Annotated in this window: 13 protein-coding genes; 6 read left to right on the top strand and 7 right to left on the bottom strand. The window is 71.6% G+C overall.

All coding sequences use genetic code 11. From position 1 onward, the window contains the following. The first annotated feature begins 97 nt into the window (after positions 1 to 97). The 3 genes from AW274_RS04550 (at position 98) to AW274_RS04560 (ending at position 4372) form a co-directional block, all read left to right on the top strand. Positions 98 to 1252 carry an SGNH/GDSL hydrolase family protein gene (locus AW274_RS04550; RefSeq protein ID WP_198169005.1) on the top strand — a complete coding sequence of 385 codons (1155 nt, stop codon included), beginning with the start codon at positions 98 to 100 and terminating at the stop codon, positions 1250 to 1252. A 69-nt stretch (positions 1253 to 1321) separates the two neighbouring features. Next, a complete protein-coding gene (locus AW274_RS04555) occupies positions 1322 to 2848 on the top strand; it encodes a choice-of-anchor I family protein (RefSeq protein WP_062429599.1) in 1527 nt (508 codons plus the stop codon). 18 nt (positions 2849 to 2866) lie between these two features. Next, positions 2867 to 4372: a serine/threonine-protein kinase gene (locus tag AW274_RS04560; protein WP_062429601.1), complete on the top strand. Its 1506-nt coding sequence runs from the start codon at positions 2867 to 2869 to the stop codon at positions 4370 to 4372. On the opposite strand, the gene AW274_RS04565 is transcribed toward AW274_RS04560, so the two are convergent. From AW274_RS04565 to AW274_RS04575, 3 genes are read right to left on the bottom strand one after another with little or no spacing between them, the layout of a single operon-like run. Next, the gene (locus AW274_RS04565; RefSeq protein ID WP_062429603.1) at positions 4373 to 5020 is read right to left on the bottom strand and encodes an HAD family hydrolase; all 648 of its coding nucleotides are present in this window, start codon (positions 5018 to 5020) and stop codon (positions 4373 to 4375) included. Next, positions 5017 to 8853 carry an ATP-dependent RNA helicase HrpA gene (gene hrpA, locus AW274_RS04570; protein WP_062429605.1) on the bottom strand — a complete coding sequence of 1279 codons (3837 nt, stop codon included), beginning with the start codon at positions 8851 to 8853 and terminating at the stop codon, positions 5017 to 5019. Before hrpA ends, AW274_RS04565 begins: the two co-directional genes overlap by 4 nt. A gap of 48 nt (positions 8854 to 8901) precedes the next feature. Then, complete coding sequence (locus AW274_RS04575) at positions 8902 to 9321, bottom strand: winged helix-turn-helix domain-containing protein (protein WP_062429607.1); 420 nt, start codon at positions 9319 to 9321, stop codon at positions 8902 to 8904. Between the two features lie 136 nt (positions 9322 to 9457). Here AW274_RS04575 and AW274_RS04580 point away from each other — a divergent pair, with 136 nt between their 5' ends. Further along, positions 9458 to 10357, top strand: coding sequence for a diacylglycerol/lipid kinase family protein (locus tag AW274_RS04580; protein WP_232319972.1), 900 nt, complete (start codon positions 9458 to 9460; stop codon positions 10355 to 10357). Between the two features lie 103 nt (positions 10358 to 10460). On the opposite strand, the gene ppgK is transcribed toward AW274_RS04580, so the two are convergent. Genes ppgK through AW274_RS04595 form a run of 3 tightly spaced genes read right to left on the bottom strand, consistent with a single transcriptional unit; the run spans position 10461 to position 14793 of the window. Next, on the bottom strand, positions 10461 to 12197 hold the full coding sequence (gene ppgK, locus AW274_RS42890; RefSeq protein WP_369408605.1) for a polyphosphate--glucose phosphotransferase: 1737 nt from the start codon (positions 12195 to 12197) through the stop codon (positions 10461 to 10463). Beyond that, positions 12194 to 12826, bottom strand: a complete 633-nt coding sequence (locus tag AW274_RS04590; protein WP_062429613.1) for a response regulator transcription factor — start codon at positions 12824 to 12826, stop codon at positions 12194 to 12196. Before AW274_RS04590 ends, ppgK begins: the two co-directional genes overlap by 4 nt. Next, on the bottom strand, positions 12823 to 14793 hold the full coding sequence (locus tag AW274_RS04595) for a sensor histidine kinase (RefSeq protein ID WP_062429615.1): 1971 nt from the start codon (positions 14791 to 14793) through the stop codon (positions 12823 to 12825). The genes AW274_RS04590 and AW274_RS04595 overlap by 4 nt, the downstream gene beginning before the upstream one ends. Before the next feature lie 209 nt (positions 14794 to 15002). On the opposite strand from AW274_RS04595, the gene AW274_RS04600 reads away from it, so the two are divergent. Next, positions 15003 to 15566 (top strand): hypothetical protein, encoded by a 564-nt coding sequence (locus tag AW274_RS04600; RefSeq protein ID WP_062429616.1) that lies wholly within the window; start codon positions 15003 to 15005, stop codon positions 15564 to 15566. A 640-nt stretch (positions 15567 to 16206) separates the two neighbouring features. Here AW274_RS04600 and AW274_RS04605 read toward each other — a convergent pair. Beyond that, the gene (locus AW274_RS04605; protein WP_083973827.1) at positions 16207 to 19593 is read right to left on the bottom strand and encodes a discoidin domain-containing protein; all 3387 of its coding nucleotides are present in this window, start codon (positions 19591 to 19593) and stop codon (positions 16207 to 16209) included. 517 nt (positions 19594 to 20110) lie between these two features. Here AW274_RS04605 and AW274_RS04610 point away from each other — a divergent pair. Then, complete coding sequence (locus AW274_RS04610) at positions 20111 to 25306, top strand: non-ribosomal peptide synthetase/MFS transporter (RefSeq protein WP_232319973.1); 5196 nt, start codon at positions 20111 to 20113, stop codon at positions 25304 to 25306. The last annotated feature ends 3 nt before the right edge of the window (positions 25307 to 25309 follow it).

A 25309-nucleotide genomic window follows, 5' to 3' on the forward strand; every position in this document is an offset into this window, starting at 1 on the left:
TCCGCAACTAACGGTCTCCTGAGCTAAATGGCCGTAATGTATGGCGTCTCAGCGATCGAACGTTCAGGGGAGAGGGATGTCGCGGCCGGTCGTCCGGATGATCGTTCTGGTATCGGTGCTGGTCGCGGGGTTGCTCACCCCAGGACAGGCCGTCGCCGCGCCGAAGACCCACCTGGTGGGCACCTGGTCCGCGGCGACCGACCGGCTCCCCACCGCGATCGGCGGGCAGACCGTGCGCATGATCGTCCGGCTCTCCGCGGGCGGCTCGGGGCTGCGTCTCCGGTTGTCGAATCTGTACGGTCCGGCCCCCATCGTCCTGCGGTCGGTGCACGTCGGCCTCCAGGCGTACGGGGCGGAGATCGAGACCGGCACCAACAAGCCGGTGCTGTTCGGCCGCCGGCCCTACGTCCGGATCCCGGCCGGCAAGGCGGTGTGGAGCGATCCGCTGCCGAAGCGGTTCACGGCCGGGAGCGACCTCGTCGTCAGCGTGTTCGTGCCGGGCACCCACTCGCGGGTGACCGGGCACGAGAGGGCGTACGCGACGACCTTCCTGTCCGACCCGGGCGACCACGCCGCCAAGGACGACGGGTTCCAGTTCAGCTACACCAGCACGCAGTGGTACTTCCTCGACCGCGTCGCCGTCACCGCGCCCGCGACGGTGCCCGCCGTGGTCGCCATCGGCGACTCGCTCACCGACGGCGCGGGCCAGCCGACCGACTCCAACCGCCGCTGGACCGACTTCCTCAGCCACCGGCTCCGGGGCCGGGCCTCGGTGCTGAACGTCGGCATCTCCGGCAACCGGCTGCTGCGGCCGGTGACGGGCGCGAGCGTGCTCCAGCGGTTCAGCCGCGACGCGCTCGGCCAGCCGGGCGTGAAGACGGTCGTGGTGTTCTCCGGCATCAACGACATCTGCAAGGGCGACTACACCTCGGCGGCGCCGCTGATCTCGGCGTACAAGAGGATCATCAGGCTGGCCCACCGGCAGAAGGTGCGCGTCGTCGGGGCCACGCTGACCCCCTTCTACGGCTACCCCGCGTGGAACGAGGAGCGGGAGGCGGTGCGGCAGCAGGTGAACCGGTGGATCCGGTCCAGCGGGGCGTTCGACGCCGTCGCCGACTTCGACGCGGCGCTGCGCGACCCCACCTACCCCGACCAGCTGCGGGTCTCCTACGACTCGGGCGACCACATCCACCTGAGCGACGCGGGCCGCCGGAAACTGGCCTATTCACTGCGGTTGTCCCAGATCGTCTGAGACGTCCGGTTAATCCGGCGGCCACCGCGCCGTCAGCGCCGATTCACGCGTCTTCGCCACGCTTCGCGCATGCACACCAGGACCCTCCTCCTCACTGGCGCGCTCGCCGCCGGGCTGCTCACCGCCACGCCCGCGGCGGCGACCCCGCACAAGGGCATCACGCTGCAGTTCCTCGGCCGGTACACCACCGGCGCCTTCGACGCCGGCGCGTCGGAGATCACCGCGTACGACGCGAGAACCCGCCGGGTCTTCGTCGTCAACGCCCAGGACGGCACCGTCGACGTGCTCGACATCCGCGACCCGAGGGCCCCCAAGAAGGTCGGCACCCTGCGGACGCCCGGCGCCAACAGCGTCGCCGTCAAGGACGGCCTCGTCGCCGTCGCCCAGCAGGCCGACGACAAGACCAAGCCCGGCACGGTCGGCTTCTTCTCCGCCGGCAGCCTGAAGAAGCTGCGCTCGGTGACCGTCGGCGCGCTGCCCGACATGCTGACCTTCACCCCCGACGGCTCGACGGTGCTCGTCGCCAACGAGGGCGAACCGGCCGGCTACTGCGAGGGCGACGCCGACCCCGAAGGCTCGATCAGCATCGTGGACGTCCGCCGCGGGTCGGTGAAGACGGCCGACTTCAGGAAGTGGGTCGGCAGGGAGGACCGGCTCCGCGCCCAGGGCGTGCGGATCTACGGCCCCAAGGCCACCGCCGCGCAGGACCTCGAGCCCGAGTACATCACCACCGACGGCCGCACCGCCTGGGTCTCGCTCCAGGAGAACAACGCCTTCGCGATCGTCGACCTGCGCTCGGGCCGGGTCGAGGAGATCGTGCCACTCGGCCTGAAGGACCACCTGCGCCCCGGCAACGGCCTGGACGCCTCCGACAAGGACGGCAGGATCAACATCGTGCCGCGCCCGGTCAAGGGCATGTACCAGCCCGACGCGCTGGCCTCCTACCGGTCCCACGGCCGCACCTACGTCGTGGCCGCCAACGAGGGCGACGCCCGCGACTGGGAGTGCTTCGCCGAGGAGGTCCGCGTCAAGGACCTCAAGACGACGCTGCCCGACGCGCTCAAGGCCGACGCCGAGCTCGGCCGGCTGACCGTCACCTCGACCTCGCCGAAGAACGCCGAGGGCGTCACCACCGAGCTGCACGCCATCGGCGCCCGCTCGATCTCGATCCGCGACGCCTCCGGCCGCCTGGTGTGGGACTCCGGCGACCAGATCGAGAAGCTCGTCGCCAAGGAGCTCCCGGCCGAGTTCAACGCAGACCAGGAGAACAAGAGCTTCGACTCGCGCAGCGACAACAAGGGCCCCGAGCCCGAGGGCGTGGCCGTCGGCGACGTCAAGGGCCGCACCTACGCCTTCGCCGGCCTGGAGCGCGTCGGCGGCGTGGTCGCCTTCGACGTGACCGACCCCCGCCACCCGAGGCTCGCCGACTACGTCAACAGCCGCAACTTCGCCGGTGACGTCGAGGCCGGCACCGGCGGCGACTCCGGCCCGGAGGGCGTGCTGTTCGTGCCCGCGTCCGACAGCCCGACGCGTAAGCCGCTGCTCGTGGTGGGTCACGAAATTTCCGGTACGACCGCGATCTACGAGATCCGCTGACGGTCTACCGTTTGGGGCATGGCGACCCCGCTCGACCCTGACGACCCGCGCTCCCTGGGCGAATACCGGCTGACCGGACGCCTCGGGGAGGGCGGGCAGGGGGTCGTCTACCTGGGTGTGGCGCCGTCGGGCGGGCCCGTGGCGGTCAAACTGCTGCGCGGCGCCGACGACGGCGTCCGCCACCAGCTGGGCCGCGAACTGGCCGCTCTCCGGAACGTGGCCCCGTTCTGCACGGCCCGGGTCCTGGCGGCCGACGTGGCCGGCCGCCGGCCCTACGTGGTCTCGGAGTACGTCGACGGCCCCTCCTTGCAGGAACGGGTCTCCTCCGCCGGCCCCCTGACGGGCGGCGAGCTCGACCGCCTCGCCGTCGGCACGGCGACGGCGCTGGCCGCCATCCACGCGGCCGGGGTGGTGCACCGCGACTTCAAGCCCGGCAACGTGCTGCTGGGCCCGGACGGCCCGCGCGTGGTCGACTTCGGCATCGCCCGCCCGAGCGAGAGCGAGACCATCACCGGCGGCCCGATCGGCACCCCCGCCTACATGGCCCCGGAGCAGATAGCGGGACAGCGGGCGTCGGCGGCCTCCGACGTGTTCGCCTGGGGCGCGACGATCATCTACGCCGCGACGGGCCGCGCGGCCTTCGGCGCCGACTCGGTGGCCTCGGTCCTGCACCGCATCATGACGGTGGACCCCGACGTGTCGGGCGTGCCCGCACCGCTGAGGGGCCTGGTGGCCCGCTGCGTGGCGAAGGACCCGGCGATCCGCCCATCGGCCCGCGACCTGTTGCTGACCTTGGTGGGAGCGGCCCCCGACCCACTACGCGCAGGCGAGGCGGCAGCCCATGGAGGACCTTTCGGCACCGGGCCGCGTGATCCTCGGAGCCCGGGTGATCCCGCGCCTGGGCTCTGGGCCGGCGATCCCGATCGGCGGCGGTTCACCGAGCCGCCCGCGTGGGCGGGACAACCGACCCACGACTCCCCCGGGCGAGGTCAGGGGCCCGCCGCGCCGCCGCCCGGCCGCAGGGCGACGGCGCTGGTGCTCGCCGCCCTCGGAGCGGCGCTGGTCGCGGCCGCGGTCGTCTTCGTGCCGCCGCTGCTCGCCCCCGGCCGGGAGCCCACGATCGTCGAGACGACCTCGACGCCGACGCGGACCAGGACCTCCGCGCCGCCGCCTCGGCAGGTCGATTCCCCGCCTTCCGCGTCTTCAGGATCGGGCATCCCGGAGGCGTTCGACGGGCGGTGGGAGGGGCACATCGTGCCGTCCAACCCCGTCATGAGCGAACACGACATCTCCGTCGACCTCGACGCGGGCGAGAGCACCGGCAGGTGGGCCGAGGACCCGTGTGAGGGCACCCTCACGCTCACGTCGGCCACGGCCGAATCGGCCGAGTTCCGGCTCGACGGGCTGGGCGGGCAGTGTGTGCCGGGCACCGTGACGCTGACGCTCAAGGGCGGCCAGGCCGAGTACGTCTGGAACGACGACCTCGGCCTGCTCTCCTACACCGGCACGCTGACCAGGAAATAGCTAGCGGAGGCGTTCGGCCAGTTCGGTCAGGCTGTCGACGATCATGTCGGCCTTCGCGGCGTCGTCGCGGCGGGCGTGCAGGTAACCCCACGGGCCGCGGCGCAGCAGCGCGGTCTTCATCCCGGCCGCCAGCGCCGGCAGGACGTCGTTGTCGACCCGGTCGCCCACGTAGAGGATCTCCTCGGGCGCGTGGCCGGTCACGGCCAGGACCTTGCCGAAGAACGCCGGGTCGGGCTTGGAGACGCCCCAGCCGGCGCTGGTGTAGATGCCGTCGTGGGGCAGGTCCATGACGACCAGCTGGTCGTACGCCTGGACGGGCTGGTTGCCGGCGATGACGACCTGGTAGCCGGCGTCGCGCATGGCGGCCAGCGACGATCGGACGTCGGGGTAGAGGTCGCCCGCGTCGAAGTTCTCGCGCAGGCCGTCGGGGTCGTCCTTCTCCCAGGCGGCGAGTTCGGCGGACAGGTCGATGCCGGGGCGGACCAGCTCGAAGGCCGCGCGGTAGGAGCCGTTGGTGGCGGCCATGGCTCCCAGCGCGCCCATCAGGGTCATCGGGGTGACGCCGAGGCGGATCGCCCAGCGGGTCCAGATGCGCGTCTCGTCGATCAGGGTCTCGCCGACGTCGAGCACCACGGAGCGGATCGTCATAGCTGGGCCATCGCCTTTCTGATGCGTTTCTCCGACACGGGGGTCGGGGTGCCCAACTGCTGGGCGAAGAAGCTGACGCGGAGTTCCTCGAGCATCCACCGGATCTCGCCGACCGCCGGGGCGTCACGGCGAGCGGGAGGCAGGCCCGCGACCAGGTCGCGGTAGTCGTCTTCGAGCTCGTGGAGCTGGTGCATCAGGGTGCGGTCGCGGTGGACGTCGTCGGCCAGCTTCTCCAGCCGCCGTTCGACCGCCCGCAGGTAGCGGTGCAGGTCGGGGAGGCGCTGGTAGCCGGTCTCCAGGACGAAGCCGGGATGGACGAGCGCGGACAGCTGATCGTTGACGTCGGCGACGATGTCGGGCGGGCCCTGGAGCCGGTTCTGGACGGCGTGCCAGACGCCCAGCACCTTCTCGACCCGCGTCACGGTCTCCCAGGTGACGGAGTAGAGGTCGGCGCGGACCTGGTCGAGCAGGGCGGTGAAGGCCGCTTCGTCCCAGGCGGGGCCCTTGGCGTCGGCGATGAGCTTGTCGGCGGCGCAGGCGACGCAGTCGTCGAACAGGGCGGGCGCGCCGCCGTGGGGGCTGCGCGAGAGCGACAACTTCTCGGCCGTCGACAGGCCGCGCAGGATCTGCTTGGCGGGGTTCACCACGTTGAGCAGCACCAGCCGGCGGGTGCCGGCCCACATGGCGCGCTCCTGTTCGGCCGCGGTCTCGTACATGCGGACCGAGACGCTGGTCGTCTGGTCGGTCAGGGCCGGGTAGGCCTTGAGGCGGCCCTGTTCGAAGACCTTCGGGAGGGCGCCGATGGTCCACGACGTGAGGCCGGTCCGCTCCAGGTCGTCGGCCGCCTCCGACAGGGTCTCGCGGATCTTGGGCGCCAGGCGGCGCTTGAGGCCCTGGAGGTCCTTGTCCTCGGCGACCATGCGCCGGTTGTCGTCGACGACCCGGTAGGTGACCCGCAGGTGGTCGGGCAGCGCCTCGACGTTCCACGCGTCGCGGGGCACGGCGACGCCGGTCTGCCGCAGCAGCTCGCGTTCGAGGGCGTCGAGCACCGGCTCGCTGCCGGGCTTGACCTGGGCGAGCACGGCCTTGGCGTAGTTGGGGGCCGGCACGAAGTTGCGGCGCAGGTGCTTGGGCAGCGACCGGATCAGGGCCGTGACGAGTTCCTCGCGCAGGCCGGGGATCTGCCAGTCGAGGCCCGCGTCGGTCACCTGGTTGAGCACCGACAGCGGGACGTGGACGGTCACGCCGTCGGCCTCGGTGCCGGGCTCGAACTGGTAGGTCAGCCGCATGCGGTGGCCGCCCTGGCGGACGGCGTCGGGGTAGTCCTGCGCGGAGACGCCGGAGTTCTCGTTGACCAGCATCTCGGGCGTGAAGGTCAGCGACGACTTGTCGGGCTGCTTCTTCCACCACGCGTCGAAGTGGGCGCCGGAGACGACGTCAGATGGGATGCGCTGGTCGTAGAAGTCGAAGAGGGTCTCGTCGTCGACGACGATGTCGCGGCGGCGGGCCTTCTCCTCCAGCTCGGCGGCCTCGGCGAGCAGCTTGCGGTTCTCGTGGAAGAACTTGTGGTGGGTGCGCCAGTCGCCCTCGACCAGGGCGTTGCGCACGAACAGCTCGCGGGCCAGCTCGGGGTCGATGCGGCCGTAGTTGACCTTGCGTTCGGTGACGATCGGGACGCCGTACAGGGTGACCTTCTCGTAGGCCATCACGGCGGCCTGGTCCTTCTCCCAGTGCGGTTCGCTGTAGGTGCGTTTGACCAGGTGCTGGGCGAGCGGCTCGATCCACGACGGCTCGATCTTGGCGTTCACCCGCGCCCACAGGCGCGAGGTCTCGACCAGCTCGGCCGACATGACCCACTGGGGCTGCTGCCGGGCCAGGGCCGAGCCGGGGAAGATGGCGAACCGGGCGTTGCGGGCGCCGATGTACTCGGTCATCGGGCGGCGGCCGCCGGGCTGGTCCTTCTTGGCGACGTCCTTGACGCCGATGTGCGACAGCAGGCCGGCCAGCAGCGACAGGTGGACCCGCTGCGGGTCGGCGTCGGCGGTGTTGACGACCACGCCGAGGGTGCGGGCGACCGAGCGGAGCTGGGCGTCGATGTCCTGCCACTCGCGCACGCGCAGGTAGTTGAGGTATTCGGCCTTGCAGAGCCGCCGGAACGCGCTCGACGACAGTTCCTTCTGCTGTTCGCGCAGGTAGCGCCACAGGTTCAGGTAGGTCAGGAAGTCGGATTCCTTGTCGGAGAACCGCCGGTGCTTCTCGTCGGCGGCCTGCTGCTTGTCGGCGGGGCGCTCGCGCGGGTCCTGGATCGACAACGCCGCCGTGATGATCATCACTTCGCGGGCGCAGCCGTTGGTCTGGGCCTCCAGCACCATCCGGGCCAGCCGCGGGTCGACCGGGAGCTGGGCGAGCTTGCGGCCCATGGGGGTGAGGCCCTTGGCGTCGAGGGCGCCGAGCTCCTGGAGCAGGTTGACGCCGTCTTTGACCTGGCGCTGGTCGGGCGGCTCGACGAACGGGAACGCCGAGATGTCGCCCAGGCCGAGGCTGGTCATCTGGAGGATGACGCTGGCCAGGTTGGTGCGCAGGATCTCGGGGTCGGTGAACTCGGGGCGGCCGGTGAAGTCCTCTTCGTCGTAGAGGCGGATGCAGATGCCGTCGCTGGTGCGGCCGCAGCGGCCCTTTCGCTGGTTGGCCGACGCCTGCGAGATGGGCTCGATCGGCAGGCGCTGCACCTTCAGCCGGTGGCTGTAGCGGGAGACGCGGGCGGTGCCGGGGTCGATGACGTACTTGATGCCCGGCACGGTCAGCGAGGTCTCGGCGACGTTGGTCGCCAGCACGATCCGGCGCCGCGACCCCCGCTGGAAGACCTTGTGCTGCTCGCCGGCCGAGAGGCGGGCGTACAGGGGCAGGACCTCCTCACGGCGGCCCTTCAGCGCCTCGGCGGTGTCGCGGATCTCGCGTTCGCCGCTGAGGAACACCAGGATGTCGCCGCCCGGCCCCTCGGCGACCAGTTCGTCGACGGCCTCGACGATGGCCTGGGTCTGGTCGTCCTGCTCGTCTTCGATCGGGCGGTAGCGGACCTCGACCGGGTAGGTGCGGCCGCTGACCTCGATGATCGGGGCGTGGTCGAAGTGGCGGGAGAAACGTTCGGGGTCGATGGTCGCCGAGGTGATGACGACCTTCAGGTCGGGGCGCTTGGGCAGCAGCTGCTTCAGGTAGCCGAGGATGAAGTCGATGTTGAGGCTGCGCTCGTGGGCCTCGTCGATGATGAGGGTGTCGTACTGGCTGAGGAACCGGTCGGTCTGCATCTCGGCCAGCAGGATGCCGTCGGTCATCAGCTTGACCAGCGTGTCGTCGCTGGAGTGGTCGGTGAACCTGACCTTGTAGCCGATCGCCGCGCCCAGCTCGACGTTCAGCTCCTCGGCGATGCGCTCGGCGACGGTGCGGGCGGCGAGCCGGCGTGGCTGGGTGTGCCCGATCTGGCCTTGTACGCCCCTCCCGAGCTCCAGGCAGATCTTGGGCAGCTGGGTGGTCTTCCCCGACCCCGTCTCCCCCGCGACGATCACGACCTGGTGGTCGCGGATGGCTTCGAGCAGGTCGTCTCTGCGTTGGCTGACCGGCAGCTGCGCAGGGTAACCGATCGCCGGCATCGCCTCGCGGCGGGCGGCGACCCGCCCCTCGGCGGTCTCGACCTCGCCGGAGAGCTCGGTGAGGATCTTCTGGCGGGCCTTCGGGTCGCGTACCTTGCGCACGCCGTCGACGCGGCGGCGCAACCGCCGCTGGTCGCGCAGCATCAGGCCGGACAGGCGGTTCTGGAGATCGGAGAGCGTGTTCATCCCATCCTCAAGGATAGGCAGCCTGCCCGGCCCTCCAGCCAATGGTTTTTACCCGGCGTACTTGTAACCCACGTTACGCACCGTGACGATCCGGCTCGCGTGGCGCCCCAGCTTGCGGCGCAGGCGCAGGATGTGGACGTCGACCGTGCGGGCCCCGGCGTCGTCGTAGCGGTCCCATACGGCGGCCAGGAGCTGGCGGCGGTTGTAGACCCGGCCCGGAGCGGCGGCCAGGTAGTCGAGCAGTTCGAACTCGCGGTACGTCAGGTCGATCTCGGCGCCGTCGGCGGTGACGGTGCGGCTGTCGCGGTCGATCTCGATCTCGCGCCTGGGCCGGGGGGCCGCGCCCGTGTCGCCGACCAGGTAGCCGACGACGACCAGGGAGGCGCCCGTCTCGGGCACGGGGATGACGCCCAGCACCGCGCCTTCGCCGGGGTCGGCTCCGGCGGCGGCGTCTCGCTGGCGAGCCATGAGATCGATGACTGTCGCATGGGTCATGGTCGTCCCCTTTCCTCGTCGTTGCCGAGAACAATACCACCTATACAAGTAGGAATTAAGGGTTAGATCGGCGGGCATGTGCGGCGCTTCGGCGGGTAGCAAGGCGCGCGTGAAGACGATCGCTGTTGTCGCGCATCAGAAGAAGACGCTCGGCGGGGGTCTCGACCGCCTCCGGTCGCTGCTGGCCGAGCATCACGACGGTGAGCTGCTCTGGTACGAGGTCCCGAAGAGCAAGAAGGCCCCGAAGGCCGCCAAGGCCGCCCTCAAGAAGGGCGCGGAACTGGTCTTCGTGTGGGGCGGCGACGGGACCGTGCAGCGTTGTGTCGACGTGCTGGCCGGCTCGAAGGCCGCGGTGGCCATCCTGCCCGCCGGCACCGCCAACCTCCTGGCCCACAACCTCGGCGTGCCCGCCGACCTCGAAGAGGCCGTCAAGATCGGGTTCCACGGGCGGCGTGAACGGCTCGACCTGGGACGGCTCAACGGCGAGCACTTCGCCGTGATGGCCGGGGCCGGGTTCGACGCCGAGATGATCGCCGACGCCGACCGGGGCCTGAAGGAGCGCATGGGCAAGCTCGCCTACTGGTGGACGGGCCTGCGGCACGCCGGGTCGAGCGTGGTCGCCACCAGCATCGACCTCGACGGCGAACGCTGGTTCGAGGGCGACGCCTCCTGCGTGCTGTTCGGCAACGTCGGCACGGTCGGCGGCGGCATCGAGGCGTTCGACGACGCCAAACCCGACGACGGGTGGCTGGAGGTAGGCGTGTCCACGGCCAAGGGGCCGATCGAGTGGGCGCGCACCCTCGGCCAGATGTCGTCGGGACGGTCGGACGAGTCGCCGTTCCTGCGCATCACCCGGGCGCGCAAGGTGACGGTCCGGTTCGCGGCGCCGACGACGTACGAGATGGACGGGGGCGCCCGCGGACGGGCGGACAAGCTCAAGGTCAAGATCGTCCCGAAGGCGATCACCTTCTGCGTGCCCGACGCCGCGCCCTACGCCCAGAGCGCCTGAACAGCCTTCGGGGTGCCGCCTGGTCTCCAGGTCGGCACCCCGGTGCCGTCACCTCACGGACGTAATAAGGGCCCGGCCGGCTCCATCTGGCCGGGGCCCCGGATCAGCCCCTCATCCGGCGCGTCCCGGACGAGCGCTTCGGCGTCGCCGACCGGCGGGTGCTGCCCCCGGCCGAACGGGTGGTGCGGCGCGCGGCCGACGGCGTGCTCGTACGGCTCGTCGTGCGGCTCGTCGACGTCCGGCGCGAGCTCGTCGAACGGGCCGGCGACATCCGCGACGTGGTCGAGCGACCCGAGGCCGAGGACCCGTTCGACCGCGAGGCCGCGCTCTTCGGGGCGCCCGTCGAACGGCTCGCGGTGAACCGGCCGCTCGTCGAGCGGCTCGGCGTGGCGCGGCTCGTGGTGGAGCGCCCGGTCGTGGAACGGCTGGTCGTGCCGGTCTTCCTGGCCGTCGTGGAACGGCTCGGGGTGGCGCGGCTGGTCGTGCTGCTCTTCCTGGCCGTGGTCGAACGGCTCGGAGTGGCGCGACTCGTCGTGCCGGTCTTCCTGGCCGTCGTGGAACGGCTCGGCGTGGTGCGGCTGGTCGTGCCGGTCTTCCTGGCCGTGGTCGAACGGCTCGGGGTGGCGCGACTGGTCGTGCCGCTCTTCCTGGCCGTGGTCGAGCGGCTCGTGGACGAACGGCTCGGCGTGGAACGGCTCGGCGTGGAACGGCTCGGCGTGGAACGGCTCGTCGTGCCGGTCTTCCGCGCGGTCGTTGAGCGGCTCGTGGTGGAGCGCCCAGAGGTGGAACGGCTCGGCGTGGAACGGCTGGTCGTGCCGGTCTTCCGCGCCGTGGTCGAGCGGCCTGTGGTCGAGCGGCCGGTGGTGCTCCGGGACGTGCCGGAAGAGGCAGGCCGGCGGGTCGACGTGGTGCCGGACCGGGTCGAGGTGCCGCGGTTCGGGGTGGTCGCGGCGGATCTGCGGGCGGCGCTGCGGGTCGCGCCCGTGGTGGCGCGGGCGCCGCGGGGCCGCGAGGTGGTCGAGGTGGTGCGGCGCGCAGTGGTGCGGCGCGAGGTCGGGCGCGACGGCTTGAGGGCCATCGTCTCCTCGGCGGCCAGGGCCGCGCCGATGATGCCGGCCTCGTTCAGGAGCCGGGCCGGGACGACCGGCGTGCGCAGGTCGACCATGGGCAGGTACTTGTCGCTCTTCTTGCTGATGCCGCCGCCGACCACCATCAGGGCGGGGCTGAAGAGCATTTCCATGTGGCGCAGGTACTGGCCGATGCGCTTGGCGTATTTTCCCCATGACATGTCGCGTTTGTCGCGGGCGGCGTCGGACGCCCTGGACTCGGCTTCCTTACCCTTGAGTTCGAGATGGCCGAACTCCGTGTTGGGCACCAGCTTTCCGCCCACGAAGAGGGCGCTGCCGATGCCGGTGCCGATGGTCATGACCAGGACGACGCCCTGGTTGTTCTTTCCCGCGCCGAAGGCCATCTCCGCCATGCCGGCGGCGTCGGCGTCGTTGAGAACCATGACGCTGTCGAGTTTCTTGCCGAAGAGCTTGTTGGCGTTGACGCCGATCCACGACTTGTCGACGTTCGCGGCGGTGCGGATGACTCCGTCGACCACCACCCCCGGGAACGTGATGCCGACCGGACCGGTCCACTGGAAATGGTCGACGAGTTTGGCCACGACCTCCGCGACCGCCTTCGGGGTGGCCGGCTGCGGGGTCGGAATGCGGTGGCGCACCCCAACGAGTTCGCCCGTTTTCGTGTCAACGGGCGCGCCCTTGATTCCGGAGCCGCCGATGTCGATACCGAGAACGTTCATACTCGGAGCGTTACCCGGAGGAATCACCCTCATTCCCCCATACCGGCGTCTCTAGCTCGGGCAACGGCCGCCGCGCGGTCGGTCACGCCGAGTTTCGCGAAGATGTTGGAGACGTGATTTCGCACCGTTTTCTCGCTGAGGACGAGCTTTCTGGCGATTGCGTGGTTCGTCAGTCCACGCGCGAGGAGGGCGAGCACCTCCGATTCGCGTCCGGTCAATTCCGGGAACGGGCTTGACCTTTTCGATGGGTTCGAAAGCGCGGCCAGAACACGCGCGCCGGCCCCGTGGCCGAACACGACCTGCCCGGCGGCGACCGCGGCGACCGACCGGGCTATCTCCTCCGGGGTGGCCTCCTTCAGCAGGTAACCGCGCGCGCCGGCCCGGACCATGTCGTGGATGGTGGCGTCGTCGCCGAGCATCGTCAGGGCGAGCACCGCCACGTCGGGCTGCTCGGCCACGATGACGCGGGTCGCCTCGACCCCGCTCATCCCGGGCAGGTGCAGGTCCATCAGCACGACGTCGGGCCGGGTCTCGCGGGCTAACTCGACCGCGCGTTCGCCGGTGGCGGCGTGCCCGGCGACCTCCACGCCGTCGAGGTCGCCCAGCAGGGCGACCAGGCCGTCGGCGAACATCGGGTGGTCTTCGACGACGAGGACCTTCATGGCTCCTCCACCGGTTCCTCCAGGGGCAGGACGACGCGGACGGACAGGCCGCCGCCGGGCGGTGCGACCAGGTCGAACGTGCCGCCGAGGTCGGCCGCGCGGCGGCGCATCGACGACAGTCCGACGCCGGGCCGCACCGGCTCGGGCAGCCCGGAGCCGTCGTCGTCGATCCGGATTCGCAAGCCACCTTCGCAGACGTCCAGGTCGATGGCGCAGCATGACGCGCCCGAATGGCGGGCGGCGTTGTTCATCGCCTCGGCGGCGATCCGGTAGGCGGCCAGTTCGACCGGGGCGGGCATGACCGGCAGCGCGCCCCCGGTCCGCACGGTCACCGACAGGCCGCCGGCGAAGTTCCCGGCCAGTTCCTCCAGCGCGCCGGTCAGGCCCAGGTCGTCGAGGGGCGGCGGGCGCAGGTCGTTGACGATCGCCCGGACGTTCACCACGGTCGCCCTGATCTGGGTCGCCAGCCCGGCCAGCAGCTCGGCCGCCTCCGGGGCCTGGCGGCGGGCCCGGTCGGCCTGGAACGCCAGCGCGGCCAGGGTGGGGCCGACGCCGTCGTGCAGTTCGTGCATGAGGCGGGCGCGCTCCTCCTCGCGGGCGGCCAGCAGCCGCCGGTGCGACCGTTCGAGGTCGGCGGCCAGGCGGTGGGCCCGCACGGTCACCGCGATGTGCGGGGCGAGCTCGGTCAGCACGGTCCGATCGCGCCGGCGCAGCGGCTCGCCGACGACGAGCGTGCCGGTCTCGGCGCCCCGGTGCCGCAGCGGCACCCGTTCGAGCGGGCCGCCGGGCTCGCCCCAGGCCGCGACGACCACGCCGTCCTCCTCGACGGCGACGTACCGCACCCGCAGCGCCCTCCCGAGCGACTCGGTGACCTGTTCGAGCAGTTCGGAGGGGTGCCCGGCGCCGGCGAGCCGGTCGCCCAGCCGGCGCAGGGCGGCCACCGGGTCGTCGCGCTCGCCGAAGACCACCTGGTTGGCCCGCCGGTGAATGCCCGTGTACGCCGGATACGCCAGCGCCGCCGCCGCGGCCAGGGCCGGCGGGGAGAGGCCGCCGAGGAGGAGGGCGCAGGCGGCGTACACGACCACGAGGGTCACCACCAGGGCGGCGACGGTGAGGGTGCGGGCCAGCAGCAGGTCGATGTCCCACAACCGGTGCCGCAACACCGCGACGGCGAGCGCCACCGGCAGCGGGACCGGCGCCAGGATGATCAGCTCGGGGCTGTCGAGCACCGGCGGCGCGGCCGCCGCGACCACCGCGAGCGTCAGCAGCCCGCCCGCCAGCACCCACTGCACCTGCCGCCTGACCTCCCCCGACGCCCGGCGGTAGCGCCAGACGAGCGACCCGATCGCGGCCACGGCGGCGGCCAGCCCGAGGACCTGCCCGGCGGTCATCAGCTCCGGCGCGAGCTCCTGGAACGGCGGCGTCAGCCCGGTGTAGCCGGGCGGGAAGAGGCCGGCCACGTCGACGTCACCGGCCGGCATCAGCGCCCAGCCGGCCGCGCCGGCCGCCATCGCCGCCACCGCCAGCGCGGCGACCGGCCACCAGCGGCGCGAGGGCAGCCGCCCGTCGGGCAGGAACAGCGGGAACACCGTCGGCACGGCCAGGTAGGGCGGCACCCACAACCAGTTCGACACCCACATGAGCTCGTCGTCGAACGGCAACGCCCGGTCGTTGATCCCGACGAGCCCGTAGGCCCCGGCGGCCAGCGAGACCCCCTGCGCGAACCCGACCGCCAGCAGCAACCACCCGACCCGCAACTCGGGCCGGCGAGTGACCACGAACGCCCCCGGCACCCCGAACGCGACCGCCGCAACGGCCCGGAACGCGTCGAACCGCTCGACGAACCCGGCGACGTGGCGCTCCCTCAGCACCGGCTCGACGGCCAGCGCCCCCGCCACGAACAGCAGGATGAGCCCGGCGACCGCGAACCCGGAATCGCCGAGAATCCGTCTGTTCCTGCCGTTCATCCGGCTCATCGTCGCATTCGGGACGTCCCGACGTCATGGGACGAGAAGTCCCGGGTCAGACGTGATCAGAGCCTCATGCGAACGGCTTCCCGGGGACCTCAGAGTGGCCGCATGACGGCACGACGCCCCGAGGCGACCAAGCACACTTTCCTCAAGGGGCGAATGACGGCCCGGCCGGGCGTGGTCGGCGGCGGCCTTCCGGCCGACGCATGAGCACACGCTCGCCGGCCGAGACGCTGACCCCGTTCACGGTGGCCGGGGCGGTGAGCGCGCTGGGCTGGTTCGGCCTGGGCATCGAGTCGATCGTGCGCCCGGCCCCGGCGGACTTCCGCGACGCCCTGGTCCTGGTGCCGTGGGCACTGCTGACGGTGACCCTGCTGGGGGTCCACCTGGCCCAGCGCGACCGCTCGGGGCGGGCCGGTCTCGCCGGGCTGGGCCTGATCGTGGCGGGGGCGGCGATCGCGCTCACGGGGAACGTGGGGCTGGTGCTCGGCACCGAGGCGCTGGTCTTCCTGTCATTCCCGGTCGGGCCGCTGGTGTTCGGCGCGGGCCTGATCGTCTTCGGCGTCGCCACGTGGCGGGCGGGGGTGTTCCCCAGATGGGTGGCGGCGCTGATCGGGACGAGCCAGGTCATGACGACGGCGCTGGGAGTGGGGCTGTCGGCCTGGGTGCCGATCAGCGACCACGGAAGCTACACGGGCGGTCTGTGGCACGGGGTGACCATGCTCGCCGTGGCGGTGTCGCTGCGACGGGCACGGCAGGTCACATCATGAAATTTCCGGCATACAGAGGGCGGGGGTGAACACCCGAGACAGCCCGTCACACCGCTCCAGGAGGAGGGTGAGCGCCGCAAACAGCTCATCGCGGCGGCGCGAAGCGAGGGGCGAACACCCCACATGGCCCATCGCCGCAGTGCGGCGCCAGGGTGAGCACCCCAAACAGCTCATCGCGGCGGCCCAAAGCGAGGGGCGAACACCCCACATGGCCCATCGCCGGGGTGCGGCGCGAGTGTGAGCGCCGCAAACGGCTCGCCAGGGTGGTGCGGGGCGGGGATAGAAGCCCCACATGGGCCGTTTCGGCGGAGTGAGGCCGAGGGTGAGGGCCCCAGATGGCGCGTTGCGGTGGTGCATGAAGCGGTGGTTTGCGCCGGGTGCGGGGGCCGCCCGGACGGCGGGCGGGGCCGGGGTGGGCGGAGCCGTAACGGAAGAAGGCAGTTGAAGGCGGTACGGCCGAGAAGGGGCGGAAACCGCCGGCGCCCGGGTCGGCGGTTTCCTGTTGCGGGGTCGCTTGGGTCGGCGGTTTCCGTTGCGGGGCGCCTGGGTCGGCGGTTTCCGTTGCGGGGCGCCTGGGTCGGCGGTTTCCGTTGCGGGGTCGCCCGGTCCCGGGACCGGGCGACTCCGCTGCATGGATGAGTTACACGTAGACGCCGAATTCCCAGAGGGAGTAGCCCCATGGTGTGCCGCGTTGGGTCATCTCCACCCGCACGTACCGGGCCGTCGCCGTCAGGTTGAGGCTGTCGAAGCCGCCGTCGCCCGTCGTGGTCGCGAAGGATTCGGTCCAGGTCGTGCCGTTGGTGCTGGTCAGGATGCGATACGACTTTCCGTAGGCCCCCTCCCAGGCCAACTGCACGTGTTTCACCGCCTGGTTGGAGCCCAGGTCGACCTGGATCCACTGGGGGTCGGCCCATTCGCTGGCCCAGCGGGTGGTGTAGCTGCCGTCGGTGGCGCGGGCGGCGTTGAAGGGGCCGCCGTCGCCGGTGGCCTGGTAGGTCGAGGCCGTCGTGGTCTTGCCGGCGGCCACGTTGGTGCCGGACACCACCGGGGGCACGACCCGGAACGACTTGGTCTCGATGCCGACGTTGCCGTGGCCGTCGTAGGCGTATACGTAGACCTTCCAGACGCCCATGGCCTGCGGCGCGGTGACCGAGAAGCGGCCGGGGGCGGTCTCGGTGAACCGCACGTGGTCGAAGCCGCGGTTCCCGTTGACGTGCTTGTTGGAGAACATCAGGTTGTAGCGGATCAGGTCGCCGTTCGGGTCCGTCGTGTTGGTCTCCACGACGAACTGGGAGCCCGCGGGGACGGCCGTCTGGTTCTGGACGGTCATCGAGTTGATCTCCGGCGGGGTGTTGGCCGAGGCCGTGCCCGTGTAGGCCCGCTTCAGCGAGTGGTAGCCGTGCCGCCGCCAGCCGCCCGTGAGGGTGTTGAGCCAGACGCCACCGAAGTCGTTCTCCAGGCCGTAGTGGAACTGGGTCGCGCCCAGCGCCACGCCGGTGTGGTTGTGGATGGCGTTGTAGCTGGCCGTGTACATGTCGCGTTTCTGCAGGTCCGTGGGCTCGGTCGGCACCCCGTTGACGTCGTTGGGCACCTCCCACTCGCCGTCGGGGCCGGCTTCGGTGACGATGTAGGGCTTGGTGTAGCCGCCGTTGATCCAGTCGGTGCGGACGGTGTGGATCGCGCCGTAGGAGTTGACCGCCAGCAGGTCGAGGGCGGGCGAGTGGGCCTTGTAGTAGGTCCAGGCGAAGGTGTAGGCGTCGGTCGAGGTCACCGGGTGGTTCGGGTCGGCCGCCTTGATGGCGACGGCGACCTCGTTGACGAACTGGGCGTAGGCGACGCGCCGGGCCTCGACGGTGGCGGCGGGCAGGCCGTGGTCCTGCATCGTCAGGACGACCTCGTTGCCGACGTCCCACATGAGCACGCCCTGGCGGCCCTTCAGGGCGTTCACCCGGGCCACGATCTCGGCCTTCACGGCGGTCTTGTACGCCGTGTCGTTCACGTAGTCGGCCCCCTGGTTGAGCCAGTGGCCGACGATCACCTTGAGGCCGTGCTGGGCGGCCTTGTCGAGCAGGGCCGGGGTGGCGTCGTCGACGCCCCAGATGCGGATCGTGTTGACGCCCATGTTCTTCAGGTCGCGCATGTAGCCGTCGCCGGCGCCCTGCGGCGGGCCGTACGTGAGGCCCTTGACCTCCCACGGCTGGCCATTCACCTGGAGCTGCCAGTTGCCCTGGGTGCCCGTCACCCGCACGACCGACGGGCCCGCCGGGGTCGCCGGGTCGGTCATCGCGGTCGGGGTGGTGCCGGTCTGGCGGGCGACCTGGACCCAGTCGACGCTCAGCACGCCCCCCGGCGTGGTCGCGGCCGTCGGGGTGGTCTGACCGGCCAGCGCGTTCGGCAGCGAGCCGCCGATGGCCAGGTCGAGCCGCAGGTAGAAGCCATGATGGATGGCCGCCTGCCAGGCCGCCACGCCGACCTGGGACTCCCTGACGACCCAGGTCTGCCGGCCGTCGAGGTAGAAGCGGATCTCCTCGTCGGTCTTGGTGCGGTCGATGATCTGTGTGTACTCGTGGTAGCCGGTCTGGCAGCCGGTGCACGACGCGAAACCGCTGGTGCGGCCGTCGTACTCGTTGCAGACGCCGGCGGGCGCGGTGCCGCAGTGGAGGGTCTGGGCGAGCTGGTTGCGGCCGTTGACGTTGGTCATGATGTCGGTCTCGCCGACGCCGGGCCAGTTGGTGTAGTTGCCGCGGTAGGCGGCGCCGGTGGCGCGGAAGCCGGGCCAGTAGCCGAGGGCGTTGGCGACGTCGGGCTGCTTGAGGCGGGCGCTGAACCGCAACATCTGGCCGGGCTGCGGGGCGAAGTCGGTGCGCTGGGTCTCGACGCGGCCGGAGGTCCAGTTGCCGCCGCCGTCGCGCAGCGCCTTGATCTCCAGGAAGCCCTGGCCGTTCAGCGCCACGTTGGCGGTGGAGGCGCTCATCGTCTCGACCTCGCCGGTGCCCCAGTTGGCGGCCCCGCCGGGGTAGGAGGTGCCGGTGCGCAGCAGCCAGTTGGCGGCGCTCGGCGAGGTGCCGGCCGTGCCGGTGAAGTCGTCGCGCCAGACCTCGGTCCAGTCGCCGGGCGGCTCCTGGGTGCCGCCGCCGTCGCCCTGGTAGACGGCCATCTCCCACAGGCTGTAGCCCCAGCCGGAGTTGCGGGCGGTGCCGTGCATGCGGATGTAGCGGCCGGTCCCGCTCACGTTGAGGGTCTGCGTGCCGCCGGCGCCCGTCGTGGTGCTGTGGAGGTCGGTCCAGGTCGTGCCGTTCGTGCTCGACTGGATCTTGTACGCCGTCGCGTACGCGCCCTCCCAGGTCAGCACGACCTTGCAGACCGGCAGCGACGAGCCGAGGTCCACCTGGAGCCACTGCGGGTCGCTGTAGGCGCTCGACCAGCGGGTCGTGGCGGAGCCGTCGAACGCGGCGCTCGCGGGGGTCCCGGCGTTCTCGAGGCTGGAGGCGGTCGCCGTCTTGCCCTGGGCCACGTTGGTGGTGCCGCACGTGCCGCCGGGGTCGCCGGTGCCGCCGCCCGTACCGAAGACCTGGAACTCCCACAGGGAGTAGCCGTAGCCGGTGCCGCGCTGGGTGCCGTAGAGGCGGACGTACCGGCCGGAACCGGTGACGTTCAGGGTCTGGACGCCGCCCGCGCCGGTCGTGGTGGTGTAGACGTCGGTCCAGGTCGTGCCGTTGGTGCTGGTCTGGATGGCGAAGGAGCGGCCGAAGGCGGCCTCCCAGTGCAGCACGACCTGGCTGATCTGCTGGGTCGAGCCGAGGTCGGCCTGGATCCACTGCGGGTCGCTGAAGTTGGAGGCCCAGCGGGTGGTGAGGTCGCCGTCGAAGGCGGCGGACGGGACGAAGGCCCCGCCCTCGGAAGAGGAGGCGGTCGCGGGTTTGCCCTGCGAGAGCGGCGGATCGGCGGCCGCCGCCGGGGAGGTGACGGCCAGCCCGGACGCGACGAGCGCGACCAGGGTGGCGATGAACAGGCCTAAGCGGGACACGGCCGCTCCTTGGGGGGTGAAGGGCTTCGCGGTTGGAGAGCGCTCTCCAAATCAAGAGACTCGCGCGGGCGGCTGACAGGTGTCAAGGCCCCAATCCCCGGCGGGGAAACACCCACGAAACACCCGGGAGGGCCGGAAGGGGGCGTCGGCGCAGGTGGAGAGCGCTCTCCATCGATGAAGACCGCCGACCGAAACACCCGCTTTGACCTGCAGTAAGACGCCGCCTGACCTAGATCGTCTGGTCGCCCGGCTGTCAAGGGGTGCCGCTGAATCGGCGCTAAAACTGCAGGACGTTACCGCGATGTCATGAAAAGTAATGAAATTTCATCGTTTCCTTGACCCTGCCGAAAGCGCGTCCCTAGCCTCGCTGAAGGGCGTAGTGGGAGCGCTCCCAAATCACTCGGCGGGGGCGCGGATTCGTGCTGTCCGCGATGCGAGACGCGGGCGGTCCCCGGCCGGTCGCAGCTCGCGCCGCGCATCTGCCCGAAGACGGGCCTCGACGAATCCGGAGCATCTGTTGACCAGTCTCTCCCCGGCCAAACAGGCACTTCTCGCTCGCCGGCTCCAGCGCCGGACCGTCTCGGAGACCATCGCGCCACGTTCACCCGAGGTCGTCCCGCCGTTGTCGCACGCGCAGGAACGCCTGTGGTTCCTGGAGCACTACCGGGCGGGCACGACGGCGTACACGGTCCCCTTCACGGTCCGCCTCACCGGCGACCTCGACGCGGCGGCCTTCGAGGCGGCGGTGACCGAGGTCTCGCGGCGGCACGAGAGCCTCCGCATGCGTTTCCTCGCCTCCGACGACGGCCTCCCCGAGGTGGTCGTCGACCCCGAGCCGTCGACCGAGTTCACGCTCGTCGAGGCCGGCTCGGAGGAGGCCGCGCGGGAGCTGATGGCCGAACTGCAGACCCGCACCTTCGACCTGTCGGCCGGCGGGCTGCTGCGCGTCCTGCTGATCCGGCTGGCCGCCGACGACCACGTGCTGCTGATGGCCGCCCACCACGCGATCACCGACGGCTGGTCGGGCGAGATCCTGCTGCGCGAACTGCTGGCCCTGCACGCGGGCGAGACCCTCGACCCGCTGCCGATCCAGTACGGCGACTACGCCCTGTGGGAACGCACCCGCGACCACACCCGCGACCTGGCCTACTGGCGCGAGCGGCTGACCGGGGTGCCGCCGCTGGAGCTGCCGCTCGACTTCCCCCGCCCGGCCGAGCAGACCACCAGCGGACAGGGCCGGCGGTTCCGCGTCGACACCGAGCTGCTGGGCCGGTTCACCGACCAGGGGGTGACGCCCTACATGGTCATGCTGGCCGCGCTCCAGCTCACCCTCGGCAAGTGGTCGGGGCAGCCCGACTTCGCGGTCGGCTCGCCGGTCAGCGGACGGCCGCTGCCCGAGCTCGAACCCCTCGCCGGCATGTTCGTCAACACCCTCGCCATGCGGGCCGACCTGTCGGGCGACCCCACCTTCGGGGAGTTCCTGCTCCGGGTCCGCGACTCCTGCCTGGACGCCTACGCCCACCAGGAGGTGCCGTTCGACAAGCTGGTCGGCGAGCTGAAGGTGGAGCGCGACGTCAGCCGGTCGGCGGTGTTCCAGGTGCTGCTGGCGCTGCAGAACTACCGGGCGCCCGACGACAACGGGCTGGCGGTCTCGCCGTTCCACCCCGAGGCGACGGTCAGCCGCTTCGACCTGGCCTTCTACCTGTGGGACGACGACGGCCTGCTCATCTACAACCCCGACCTGTTCCGGCCCGAGACCGTCACGCTGCTGATCGACTCGCTGACGACGGTTCTGCGGGCCGCGCCCGAGACCCCGTTGTCGCAGGTGGCGTGGGTGCCCGACGCCGAAGGGGTGCTGGCGCTGGGCGTCGCGCCCCCCGCCCGGCCCTTGGCGGCGCGGCTGCTGCACGAGCTGCCCTCGGGCGACGCCGAGGTGGCCGTGGTGTTCGGGGACGAGGCGCTGACGTACCGGGAACTGGACCTTCGCGCCAACCATCTGGCCCACCGGCTGCGCTCCCTGGGGGTGCGGCCCGGCGACCGGGTGGCGGTCTGCCTGGAGCAGTCGGCCGGGCTGGCCGTCGCCCTGCTGGGCGTGCTCAAGGCGGGCGCGGCCTACGTCCCGCTCGACCCGGAGCAGCCGGACGACCGGCTCGCCTACCTGATCGGCGACTCGCGGGCGCGGCTCTCGGTCACCGGACGCCCGTTGCCCGGCGGCACCGTCGAGCTCGGCCTGGAACCGGGCGAGGCGGACAACCCGCCCGACACCGGCGTCACCCCCGACGACCTGGCCTACGTGATCTACACCTCCGGCACGACCGGCCGCCCCAAGGGCGTGGCGGTGCAGCACCGCGAGGTGCTGACCTACCTGTCGGGGGTGCGGGAGCGGTTCGGCATCGAGGACGGGAAGGTCTTCGCCCTCCCCCAGTCGCTCGCCTTCGACTTCGGGGTGACGATCTTCTACCTGTCGCTGATGACGGGCGGCACCCTGCACCTGATCCCGCCGAAGTCGACCGACCCGTGGCCGGTCCGCCCCGACTACCTGAAGATGACCCCCTCCCACCTGGCGGCCCTCGACGTCGAGCCGCCCAGGGAGCTGCTCATCCTCGGCGGCGAGGCGTCGACCGTCGGCTGGGCCTCGGATCTGGCCGGACGCTGCCGGGTGGTCAACCACTACGGCCCCACCGAGGCCACCGTCGGCGTGACCACCTTCGAGGTCGAGCCCGGCCAGACCGGCCAGGCCACGCTGCCCATCGGCCGGCCGCTGCCGGGGGCGCGGGTCTACGTCCTGGACGAGCACATGCGGCCCGTCCCGCCCGGGGTCACCGGGGAGATCCACCTGGGCGGCGACCGGCTCGCCCGCGGCTACCTCGGCAAGCCCGCCCTCACCGCCGAGAAGTTCCTCCCCGACCCCTACGGCCCGCCCGGCTCCCGCGTCTACCGGACCGGCGACCTGGGCCGGTGGACCCACGACGGCGTGCTGCAGTTCCTCGGCCGCCGCGACCTCCAGGTCAAGATCCGGGGCTACCGGGTCGAGCTGAGCGAGGTCGAGACCGTGCTCGCGGAGCATCCCGCCGTCGCGCAGGCGGTGGTGGAGCTGCGGGAGCAACGGCTGGTCGCCTACCTGGTCGGGGACGAGATCCCGGCCGCCGACCTGCGGGCCTGGGCCAAGGACCGGCTGCCCGACTACATGGTCCCGGCCCGCTGGACGTGGCTCGACGTGCTGCCGCTCAAGTCGCACGGCAAGGTCGACCGCGCGGCGCTGCCGTCGCCCGACGAGCCGGCCATGACCGGCCTGGTCGCGCCCGAGACGGAGGCCGAGGAGACGATCGCCGCGATCTGGGCGGCGGTGCTCGGGCTGGAGCGGGTCGGGGTGACCGACGACTTCTTCGACCTGGGCGGCCACTCGCTGCTGGCCATGCAGGTGGTGGCCCGGATGCGCAAGGCCGGGCACGAGGTCACGCTGATGCGGCTGTTCTCCCACCCGACCGTGCGCGAGCTGGCCCGCGCGGACTCCGGCTCGGGCGGCCTGCTGCACCGGCTCACCCCCGCGCGTCCCGTCACGGCCTCGCTGGTCTGCGCCCCTTACGGCGGCGGCAGCGCGGTGGTGTTCAAGCCGCTGGCCGACGCGATGCCCGCCGACTGGGCGCTGCACTCGATCGCGGTGCCCGGCAACGAGCTGGGCGAGGAGCCGCGCCCGACCGACGAGGTCGCCGACCAGGTCACCGCCGAGATCCTGGCGGGCGTCGAGGGCCGGGTCGTCCTCTACGGCCACTGCGGCGCGGGCACCACGCTCGTCGCGGCCATCGCCCGCCGGCTCGAAGCGGCCGGCCGCCCGGTCGAGGCCGTCTACCTGGGCGGCGTCTTCCCCTTCACCCGTCCTCGGGGGCTGTTCACCCGGTTCGGCGAGTGGCTGGAGGACCACGGCAGCGACCAGGCGCGCATCAACGCCCTGGTGGCCTCGGGCCTCGACGTGGCCGAGTTCGACCAGGACGAGCTCGAACTCATCGTCGCCAACCGGCGGCGCGGCACCCGGGAGGCGGAGGCGTACTTCGCCCGGCTCTTCGAGGAGGGCGCCGAGCCGCTGTCGGCCCCGGTGATCGCGGTGGCCGGGGAGCGCGACCCGGTCATGGAGTTCTACCAGGAGCGCTACCGCGAGTGGCACTGCCTGTCGCGGGTGACGGCCTGCGTGGTTCTCGACGAGGCGGCGCACTACTTCGTGAAGTACCGGGCCGAGGAGCTGGCCACGATCGTGACCACCGTCCACGCCGACCTCGACGCGGCCGAAGGGCCGGGGTCGTGGTGGGTCGAGGGCGTCTCCCGGGTCGAGGACGACACCACGGGCCTGCCGCAGTCGACCGGGCCCGCGCCGAGCCTGCGCCGGTTCCTGGTGCTCGCGGCGGGTCAGCTGGTCTCGATGACCGGGTCGGCGCTGACCGAGTTCGCCGTCCCGCTCTGGATCTACCTGGAGACGGGCTCGCTGGCGAACTTCGCGCTGTTCTCGGTGCTGGGCCTGCTGCCGGGGCTGCTCGCCGCGCCGCTCGCCGGGGCGGTGGTCGACCGGTTCAACCGGCGGGCGGTGCTGATGTGCGCCGACATCGCGGCCGGGGGGACCCAGCTCGCGCTGGGCGTCCTGGTCTGGACCGGAACGATACAGATCTGGCATGTCTACCCGCTGCTCGTGACGTTGTCGGTCGCGCTCACCTTCCAGCGGGTCGCCTACGCCTCGGCGATCCCCCAGCTGGTGCCGAAACGCTTCCTCGGGCACGCCAACGGCGTGGTCGGCATGGCCAACGGGGTCGCGCAGCTCGTGGTCCCGCTGGTCGCGGCGGGCCTGCTCGCGGTCATCGGGCTGGGCGGGATCCTGGTCATCGACGTGGTCAGCTACGCGGTCGCGATCGTCGTGCTGGCCGCGATCAGATTCCCGCGCACGCTGCCGTGGAAGCGGCGCGAGACCGTGCTGAAGGAGATGGCCGAGGGCTTCCGCTACACGTGGGGGCACCTGGGCATCCGGCGCATGCTGCTGTTCTTCGCGGTCGTGAACCTGTTCATGTCGCCGCTGTTCCTGCTGGTCTCGCCGCTGGTGCTGAGCTTCGCCGACACCGCCGCCGTCGGGCGGGTGGCGTTCTTCGGCGGGCTCGGGGTGTTCCTCGGCGGGCTCGCCATGACCTTCTGGGGCGGCCCGCGCCGCCTGCGGCTGCGCGGCCAGCTGCTCGCGACGTTGTCGCTGGCGGCCTTCGCGCTGGTGGTCGGGGTGCGGGAGGACCTGGTCGTGATCGCGGTCGGCGTGTTCGGCATGTTCGCCTCGCTGACCGTGCTGAACGGCATCTACAACACGATCATCCAGGTGAAGGTGCCGCAGCGGTTCCACGGCCGGGTCTTCGCCCTCAACCAGCTTGTGGCCTTTTCGACACTCCCTATCGGCTATGGGCTGATCGCCCCTTACGGAACGGCGCTGTTCGAGCCGCTGATGGCCGCGGACGGCCCGCTGACCAGCACGGTCGGCCTGATCATCGGCACCGGGGAGGGCCGTGGGATCGCTCTCATGTACGTCCTGTTCGCCCTGGTCATGGCGGCTGCGGTCGCCGTCGGGACGCGGATGCGGCGGTTGTGGAATTTCGACCTGGAGGTTCCGGACGCCATCCCCGACGATGTCATCGGGTTCGCGGCACTTGGCGCGAAAAGCGGGACGCGGACGGCCTCGGGCCGGCCATGACTC

The sequence above is a fragment of the Herbidospora daliensis genome (assembly GCF_001570585.1).
Lineage (GTDB): Bacteria > Actinomycetota > Actinomycetes > Streptosporangiales > Streptosporangiaceae > Herbidospora > Herbidospora daliensis.

Excerpts from the sequence above, each read along its gene's own strand:
- AW274_RS04550 (WP_198169005.1), top strand. The coding sequence starts at position 98 with ATGATCGTTCTGGTATCGGTGCTGGTCGCGGGGTTGCTCACCCCAGGA.
- AW274_RS04555 (WP_062429599.1), top strand. The coding sequence starts at position 1,322 with ATGCACACCAGGACCCTCCTCCTCACTGGCGCGCTCGCCGCCGGGCTG.
- AW274_RS04560 (WP_062429601.1), top strand. The coding sequence starts at position 2,867 with ATGGCGACCCCGCTCGACCCTGACGACCCGCGCTCCCTGGGCGAATAC.
- AW274_RS04565 (WP_062429603.1), bottom strand. The coding sequence starts at position 5,020 with ATGACGATCCGCTCCGTGGTGCTCGACGTCGGCGAGACCCTGATCGAC.
- hrpA (WP_062429605.1), bottom strand. The coding sequence starts at position 8,853 with ATGAACACGCTCTCCGATCTCCAGAACCGCCTGTCCGGCCTGATGCTG.
- AW274_RS04575 (WP_062429607.1), bottom strand. The coding sequence starts at position 9,321 with ATGGCTCGCCAGCGAGACGCCGCCGCCGGAGCCGACCCCGGCGAAGGC.
- ppgK (WP_369408605.1), bottom strand. The coding sequence starts at position 12,197 with ATGAGGGTGATTCCTCCGGGTAACGCTCCGAGTATGAACGTTCTCGGT.
- AW274_RS04590 (WP_062429613.1), bottom strand. The coding sequence starts at position 12,826 with ATGAAGGTCCTCGTCGTCGAAGACCACCCGATGTTCGCCGACGGCCTG.
- AW274_RS04595 (WP_062429615.1), bottom strand. The coding sequence starts at position 14,793 with ATGAACGGCAGGAACAGACGGATTCTCGGCGATTCCGGGTTCGCGGTC.
- AW274_RS04600 (WP_062429616.1), top strand. The coding sequence starts at position 15,003 with ATGAGCACACGCTCGCCGGCCGAGACGCTGACCCCGTTCACGGTGGCC.